We start from the raw sequence: 7,557 nt of genomic DNA, 5'->3' as shown, positions 1-7,557 counted from the left end.
GGTAAACGAAGGTCGGCAGCGTCTGCATCAGGTCCAGCACCGGCAGCATGATGCGATAGACCTTCGGCTTGTGCGCCGCCCAGATGCCGAGCGGCACGCCGATGGCCATCGCCATGGCGGCGGCCGCAACCACCAGCACCAGCGTCTGCACCGTCTGCTTCCACAGGTTCTGGTTGATGATGAAGATGAGGCCGATGAAGACGGCGATGGCCAGCGGCCGCGAGCGCTGCAGGAACCAGGCGATGACGGCGATGACCAGTGCCAGCAGCACCGGAGGCACCACCAGCAAGATGTCGACCAGACCGTCGAGCAGGAAATTGAGGCCGTTGGAGAAGGCCCTGAAGATGGTGTCGAAATTGTCGGTGAGAAAGCCGAAGAAAGCCTTCCCCCACGGTCCTATGGGGATCTTGTAGGCGACCAGGAATTTCGAAATCGGATCCATCTTGCCCCTCTCTGGCTGCGCCGTCCTTGCCGGACAGTCATCTTGTCACAGGATATGAAAAAGGGCAGCCTTTTCCATGGTGGCTGCCCTTGCTCCGGTCATGCCGGATTCATGGTCGGCTCAGCCTCCGAGCGCGGTCTTGACTGCCGCGGCGGCATCGCCGCCGTCGAAGGTGGTGACGCCGGCGATCCAGGGCGCGACGGCGTCCGGATGCTTCTTCAGCCAGTCGGTCGCGACCGTGTTGGCATCGCCGCCCTTGAGGATGGCGTCCATCATCTCGCCTTCCATGTCCAGGTTGAACTTCAGGTTGGCGATGAACTTGCCGGCATTCGGGCATTCGGTGGTGTAGCCCTTGCGCACGTTGGTGAAGACGGTGGCGGCGCCGAAGCCGCTGTCGCCCATACCGTCGAGATAGGTGATCTTCATGGCGCCCATCACCGGATGCGGCGTCCAGCCGAGGAAGGCGATCCACTCATTGCTCTTCATCGACTGCTCGGCCTGCGTCAGCATGCCGGCCTCCGAGGATTCGACCAATTCGAAGCCTTCGAGATTGTCCTTCGGGTTCTTGATCATGTCGAGGATGATGCGGTTGCCGTCATTGCCGGCCTCGATGCCATAGATCTTGCCGTTGAACTTGTCCTTGAACTTGCCGAGGTCGGTCAGCGTCTTGACGCCGGCGTCCGCCACATAGGTCGGCACGACGATGCCGTAGCCGGCACCGGTCAGGTTGGTGCTGATCGTCTCGACCGAGCCGTCGGCGGTGTAGTCCTTGATGTCGTTGGTCATCGACGGCATCCAGTTGCCTAGGAAGACGTCGAGGTCCTTGTTCTTCAGCGAGGCCATGGTGACCGGGACCGACAGCTGGATCACCTGCGGCTCGTAGCCGAGCGCGGTGAGCAGCACCGAGGCGACGCCGGTCGTGGCCTGGATGTCGGTCCAGCCGACATCGGAGAGGCGCACCGCCTTGCAGCTTTCGGGGTCGCCGGCGAAAGCAGCGCTGGTGGACAGGAAAGCCGCCAGGCCGAGCCCGGCGACGAAGGAATTCATGCGCGACATAGATATTCTCCCATTGCGATTCTTTTTGGCGCGGCGAAGTTACGGTTTGTGTCCCCGCCTTGTTTCGTCAGCCAAACACCATTCTGGAGCGGTTTCAAGCACTAAGACAATCACGATCAACGGCGCGCACTGGCCGATCAGCGACACGGCTGCCGCTTTTTTGATGGCCGGCAGCTTTTTCAGGGGAATGCGCCGACGCCCCCTCCCCGCCTCGCCGCAACTCGGCATAAGGTGTGCCGAGATTCAGGTCAGGGTCCGTGAGCACCGGAAGCGCAGGAAGCCGCCGTTTGCAGGCCGGCATCACCTGAAACTCGACACACCTCAAGGGCGGCATGGCCAAGCTTTACTTCAACTACGCGACGATGAATGCCGGCAAGACGACGATGCTGCTGCAGGCGTCCTACAACTATCGTGAGCGCGGCATGACCACGATGCTGTTCGTCGCCGGCCATTACCGCAAGGGCGACAGCGGGCAGATCTCGTCGCGCATTGGCCTCGAGGCAGAGGCCGAGATGTTCCGCGACGGCGATGACCTCTACGCCCGGGTCGCCGAGCACCACGAGCACACCACGGTGCATTGCATTTTCGTCGACGAGGCGCAGTTCCTCGAGGAGGACCAGGTCTGGCAACTGGCGCGGATCGCCGACCGGCTGAACATACCGGTCATGTGCTACGGCCTGCGCACCGATTTCCAGGGCAAGCTGTTTTCCGGCTCGCGCGCCCTGCTGGCGATTGCCGACGATCTGCGCGAGGTGCGCACCATCTGCCGCTGCGGTCGCAAGGCGACGATGGTCGTGCGGCTGGGACCCGACGGCAAGGTGGCGAGGCAGGGCGAGCAGGTGGCGATCGGCAAGGACGTCTATGTCTCGCTTTGCCGCCGCCACTGGGAAGAGGAGATGGGTCGCGCCGCGCCTGACGATTTCATCGGCTTCACCAAGGCCTGACCGGAAGCGGGTCGCCATTTGCGCCATCGCGAGGCGCGCCGCCCGGATGAGCGCTCCTTCCGCAATCCCGCCATCATGTGCGGCGTTTGTTAAGGCATGGGCCCTATCCAGGTGCCCTCAGCCAGGAGTCCCGCCATGCTTCGAGCCATTTCGTCCGCCGCTATCCTTCTGCTCGCCCCCATCGCTGCCGCCCATGCCGATGGCGACGCGGCCCTTGGCAAGAAGGTCTTCAACCGGTGCATGGCCTGCCATGAGGCGACGACCGATCACGACAAGGTCGGACCGCACCTTCTGGGCGTCGTCGGCCGCACCGCCGGCAAGGCCCAGAATTTCAACTATTCGCAGGCCATGAAGGACGCCGGCGCCGCCGGCCTGGTCTGGGACGAGGCGAACCTGTCCTTGTACCTGCGCGCGCCCAAGCTGAAGGTCCCCGGCAACAAAATGGCCTTCAGCGGACTGACGAACGACGCCGACATCGCCAATGTCATTGCCTATCTCAAGGCCGACCCCAAGCCCTGAGCTGCCGCGGCTGCGATTTGCCCGGCAGGCGCCGGTTCACCGGCAATTGTTTGCCGAATATCCAGACGATGCGCCGGCGGGAAGCGAAATGCATCGCCCGCGGCCCGGCGGCGCGACAGTCGAATTGCAAAAGAAATGCGCCGGCGGACGGCTAGTCAGGCCATGCGCATGGTTCGTTTGTCTTTCAAGGGAGAAACGAAACCTTTTGTTTTCGCAGCACCTCTTGTCTTGCGTCTTTCAATCCCCGGATGCTCCACATATATTCGCGCCGACACGAAACCGATGCCGATGCGGGAGGCCCCTATGGCGACATTGCAGAATTTCGATGCCGAAATTGCCAAGACCAAGCAGGTCGTCCAGGACATGCGCTCGAAGATCGAGCAGTCCGGCACCGTGCTCGACACGCTCGCCCAGGCCGACAAGAAGATCGGCGACGCCAATTTCGACATCGAGAACGCCCGCATCGAGGATGTGCTGAAGCAGCAGAAGATCATGGAAGGCAACATCGCCGACCTGATCATCGGCCTCGAAGACGCCACCAACGTCTTCGGCGCCGAATTCGAGAGCATGAAGAACTACACCGGCTGGGAAAACTTCGTCGGCGTCTTCTCGGCGCAGCGCAAGCAGCGCATGCGCACCGATCGCGTGCGCAACATGTCGCTGGCCGGCAACCTGCAGGAGCTGCTGGCCAAGTCCGACACCATCGTCGGCATCTTGAAAGCGCAGAAGGAAGTGCTCGACCAGCGCTACAAGACCTCGGAAAGCAGCCTGTCGCAGGTCATCGAGCGCCGCAAGACGACGATGTCCAACCTCGAAGCGGTGCAGAAGCGCATCGAGGAGCTCAATCCGATGCTGCTCGACATCGAAAACAAGATCGCCGCCTCGACCAGCCAGAAGGAGCGCACGCAGCTCGAGGGCGAGCGCTCGAAAATGGCCACGGAATACAACGAGAAGCAGGCCAAGGAGCAGGAATTGCTGGCCGAGAGCCAGACGCTCGAGCGCTACACCTCGATGTTCCAGACCTTCGTCGATTCGCTCAACAACCAGATCGCCGCGCAGTCGACGCTGATCAACAAGCTGACCATCGACACCGAGCAGCGCATCGTCCTGTACAAGGCGCTGGAGGATTCGCTGAAGACCGCCGCGCAGCAGGATGTCGCTCACAAGATCAACACGCTGGGCAGCCAGGTCGACAACACGGCGGAGGAGACCATGGCCGGCATCGGCGCCGCCTCGCAGAAGCACATTGGCGACCTGCTCGAAATGCACGAGAAGAACATGGTGGCCTCGGCCGACATCCAGCGCCGCAAGAAGCTGGCCGACGATGCCTTCGCCCGCCGCTTCGACGAGGTGATGAAGAAGCACAATTCCGCCAACTACGTGCAGCAGTGATTGGCGGCTGGCGTTCGTCTCCAAGGCAGTCCCATGACCCCCGAAAATGAAGCGGCGGCGCGCTATTTTTCCGCCATCACGGCGGCGCTGAGCGGGCTGGAAGTGTTCATGCGCGACGATCGCTCGCCGCTCTACCGGCACGGCATCGTCGCCAAGATCGTCGCCGAATACATTGCGCGGCTGGACAAGTCGTTTTCCTGCTGGCGCAACCGCCTCGGCTTCATGGAGACGTTCCGCATCTCGCGCGCCGACAGCGGCTATCCGGTGTTCCAGAACCTGCTCGAACTGGAGAACGACCGTCGCCAGGCGGAGAGCCGGCTGGCCAACATCCCACAGGCCGGCGAGCTGCGCGAGGAAATGGCCGACTTCATCCTGCGCCACAAGGAGTTTCCCGAGGCGCTGCAGAAGTCGATGGCCGAGCGGCTCTATCTGGAGGACGTCAGAAGCGAGCAGACCTTCGGCCCGTTCACGCTGGCGCAGACGGCGAAAGTCTCGGTCAATCCGAAGACCTTTCGACCCTATTACCTTGTGCACTGGGCCTGCTTCGACGGCAGCGCCAACCTGCCGCTGATCTATATGGTGACGGTCGAGGACTCTTCCGAAAGCATGGTGCGCCAGCTCGTCGACAGCAACGGCAAGCTCAATGAGAGGGTCGACATCCCGCTGCCGGTCGACGGCCTGCTCAACCCCGAGCTTGCCCATCGCTTCGACGATTTCACCGAGAAGAATTCCGCCTACACGCTGTCGCCGGCAACGATCGCGGTCAATCTCGACAAGGATTTCGAGCCGCTGCACCCAAAGCAGCTCCGCCGCGTCGTGCTCGGCCCCTTCTATTCGGCGGGCATCACTGACAACAATTCGACGGTTACCGAGGTTCTGGCCAAGGTGCGCAAGCCGGAAAACGCCTGGCTGCTCACCTGGACCATCCAGGAGGTCTTTTCCAAATCCGAGAAGCCCGGCCGCAAGGGCCTGTTTTCGAGCGAGAAGACGACGCAGGAATTCTTCATCAACACCGACGATCTGGAGGCCGCGCGCCAGGGCGTGTCGAGCTACGAGAACCATGCGCTGATCCCGCACGAGGCCTATCAGGCGCTCTACGCCGCCGGCGAGGCGCAGAAGATCTTTTCCGGCTACAAGGTCCACATCCTGTCCAACGGACAGGTCATCTCAGACGTCTGACCGTCACACCACGGAGCACCCTTCATGGACACCGGCCTGACCACGATTTCGGAAGCCGCGATCGAAAAGCACCGCGCCACGGCGCAGAGTTTCATCACCCGCATTGTCGTGCTGGAGGATCCGGCGCGCGAATCCGGCACGGCGCTAGCCGGCACCAATCGCCGCTTCGTCTCGACCGTCTCGGTCGGCTCGGTGCGCCGCACGCGCGAGGTCGAGCTGTCGAAAACGGTCGCCGCCGTCCATCCCGACGACCAGTTGCTGACCATTCCGCAGCACACGCTCCTGTACCGCGCCCGCCGCGGCCTGGCGATCGCGCTCGCCATTTCCGATGTCTTCGCCGAGGGCTCCGACCTGGAAAGCCTGCAGGCCAAAAACGCCCGCGCGCCGCTCGAGGGCGACGAGGCGGCGACCTTCAAGAAGCTTCTGTCGGCCTCGGCCTACATCTCCGCCTTCAGCCTCGCCTCGTACCTCTTCCAGCTGATCGACAGCGACGGCGAGGCGCCCAACGACATCGCCGAGCCCGACTTCCTGTTCGACACCCAGCAGGACGCGGTGAAGTCGATCATTGCCGGCCTTGACAAGGCGATTGCCGGGTCGAAGGACGATACGGACCTGATGACGCGCGCGCGCGCCTTCGCCCGCGTCGCCATCGACGGGCTGCTGGCGCGAAAAGGCCGCTTCGACGGCATCGGGCCATTCGAGAATGCCCATATCCGCATCGATGTCGACGATTTCACCCTCGACGGCTTCGACGTCGCGCCCGGCAAGCGCTCGAAGCCGCTGGTGATGACCTTCAAGAAGCCGGAAGAGGTCGTCGGCAACCACATCGCCAAATACCAGTCGGTGAAGCTCGCCAAGATGCTGATGGCCTATGATTTCGAGCGCGAGCTGAACCCGTTCGTCGAGCTCGGCGGCTTCCTGTTCACCTTCATCGGCGACGGCGCGCCGGGCACCGGCAAGACGACGCTGATCCAGATGATCGCCGGCCTCGTCAACGATTACTGCCAGGTCGCCGGCTATCCCTTCGCCTACGAGAATTTCGGCGTCGACCAGATTTCGTCCTACCAGGGCAAGTCCGGCCAGAACTGCCGCCAGTTCATCAACAACGTGCTCAATCCGCGCGTCATCGGCTTCGGCACCATCGACGACATCGACCAGGTGGCGGCGCGCCGCTCCGACGATCGCGCCTCGGCCGGCCAGCAGGAGATCACCGGCGTCCTGATGGACGCCTTTGCCGGCGCCGGCACGGTGGTGCGCGGCAACTGCGCCTTCGGCATGTTTTCAAACTATCCCGAGAATGTCGACGACGCGCTGCGCCAGCGCGCCGGCGCCCGCTGGCTGGTCGACGGGCCGCAGTCCCGCGACGACTATATCGACATCTTCGTCCTGCTCGCCGGCAAGAACCACAAGATCCCGCTCGGCGACCACAAGCTCTATGCCGCTCAGGAAATCCAGCGCGCCGTGGCGGAAGCCTATGAAGAGCATGAAAAGCCGCAGGAAGACGGGCTGATCAAGGTCTACGAGCGCTACATGAAGGACAACGGCGCGCCCAAGTCGATGGCCGATATCGGCACCTACCTGCACATGATCAAGGATGCCGAGCCGCGCTTCACCGGCCGCGCCATCAAGAACGTCACCGACGCCATCAAGATGCGCGCTATGGACATAGAGCTGCCCGACGAATGGTTCGAGAAGCCGGAAGCCTTCATGCACAAGAGCTACGACGACAAGAAGGCGATGATCGAGGAACTGCGCGGACCGTTCTCGATGGACATGGTCATGCAGGAGATCAACCGCTACGCCGACTCGGAATTCCGCTATTCTGACAAGTCCGACGACGCCGCGGTGGAGAAGCTCCTGCGCGACGCACGTCTGCGCGAGCGCGCCGCGCGCGAGATGGAGGAATTGAAGAAGAAGGGGTTGTGGAATGCGTAGGCTTTCTTCGCTGCCCGCGAGTGCGGAAGGATGTGGTGCCAACGTCGGCGCCCCCCTCTCCCCGTCCTTCACGGGGAGAGGGTAAGGGTG

6 protein-coding genes and 1 pseudogene are annotated in these 7,557 nt (G+C 62.7%); 5 read left to right on the top strand and 2 right to left on the bottom strand.

Annotated elements, in window-relative coordinates; all coding sequences use genetic code 11:
- Window positions 1-442 (bottom strand): annotated as a pseudogene (locus EN738_RS27060) (choline ABC transporter permease subunit); the annotation flags it as partial.
- A gap of 120 nt (window positions 443-562) precedes the next feature.
- Entirely contained in the window at window positions 563-1,498 is a 936-nt protein-coding gene (locus EN738_RS27055; RefSeq protein ID WP_127286369.1) for a choline ABC transporter substrate-binding protein, read from the bottom strand.
- Window positions 1,499-1,830: 332 nt separating this feature from the next.
- On the opposite strand from EN738_RS27055, the gene EN738_RS27045 reads away from it, so the two are divergent.
- The 5 genes from EN738_RS27045 (at window position 1,831) to EN738_RS27025 (ending at window position 7,467) form a co-directional block, all read left to right on the top strand.
- The gene (locus tag EN738_RS27045; RefSeq protein WP_127286367.1) at window positions 1,831-2,442 is read left to right on the top strand and encodes a thymidine kinase; all 612 of its coding nucleotides are present in this window, start codon (window positions 1,831-1,833) and stop codon (window positions 2,440-2,442) included.
- 135 nt (window positions 2,443-2,577) lie between these two features.
- Window positions 2,578-2,961, top strand: coding sequence for a cytochrome c family protein (locus tag EN738_RS27040; protein ID WP_127286366.1), 384 nt, complete (start codon window positions 2,578-2,580; stop codon window positions 2,959-2,961).
- Window positions 2,962-3,264: 303 nt separating this feature from the next.
- Window positions 3,265-4,353, top strand: a complete 1,089-nt coding sequence (locus tag EN738_RS27035; RefSeq protein WP_127286365.1) for a hypothetical protein — start codon at window positions 3,265-3,267, stop codon at window positions 4,351-4,353.
- A gap of 33 nt (window positions 4,354-4,386) precedes the next feature.
- Entirely contained in the window at window positions 4,387-5,532 is a 1,146-nt protein-coding gene (locus tag EN738_RS27030) for a hypothetical protein (RefSeq protein WP_127286364.1), read from the top strand.
- Window positions 5,533-5,556: 24 nt separating this feature from the next.
- Window positions 5,557-7,467 (top strand): ATP-binding protein, encoded by a 1,911-nt coding sequence (locus EN738_RS27025; RefSeq protein WP_127286363.1) that lies wholly within the window; start codon window positions 5,557-5,559, stop codon window positions 7,465-7,467.
- Window positions 7,468-7,557 lie beyond the last annotated feature (90 nt).

The organism is Mesorhizobium sp. M4B.F.Ca.ET.017.02.2.1 (genome assembly GCF_003998955.1).
GTDB lineage: Bacteria > Pseudomonadota > Alphaproteobacteria > Rhizobiales > Rhizobiaceae > Mesorhizobium > Mesorhizobium abyssinicae.
Note: the sequence above shows the minus strand (reverse complement) of the source record. Positions and strands in the feature narration are given on the sequence as shown.